1 protein-coding gene is annotated in these 307 nt (G+C 65.5%); it reads left to right on the forward strand.

Annotation, left to right across the window (positions count from 1 at the left end; all coding sequences use genetic code 11):
* Positions 1 to 77 precede the first annotated feature (77 nt).
* A partial coding sequence (locus tag B7449_RS19550) for an MSMEG_0567/Sll0786 family nitrogen starvation N-acetyltransferase (RefSeq protein ID WP_048884146.1) occupies positions 78 to 307 on the forward strand: 230 nt, incomplete at its 3' end.

A 307-nucleotide genomic window follows, 5' to 3' on the forward strand; every position in this document is an offset into this window, starting at 1 on the left:
GCGAACATGAAATCCACCGACATCCGCGCCGGGTGTGGCCGGTGTGGCGCCTGTTCCTCCCTTTCGGCGTACGAATAATGACAGCGATCCTCGAAGGCGTGGACGACCGCCCGTTCATCCCGACCGAATATGTCGTGCGGCTGGCCCGCACGCCGTGGGAACGGGCTGGCTACCATGCGCTGCGCCGCGACGTGTTCTGCACCGAACAGCAGGTCTTTGCGGATGATGACCGGGACGCAATCGACGCGGTTGCCATTCCCATCATCGCGGCGTGCTGCATGGCGGGCATGCCGGACCGGGTGGTGGG

It is taken from the genome of Komagataeibacter intermedius TF2, from assembly GCF_000964425.1.
GTDB classification, from domain to species: Bacteria; Pseudomonadota; Alphaproteobacteria; order Acetobacterales; family Acetobacteraceae; genus Komagataeibacter; species Komagataeibacter intermedius.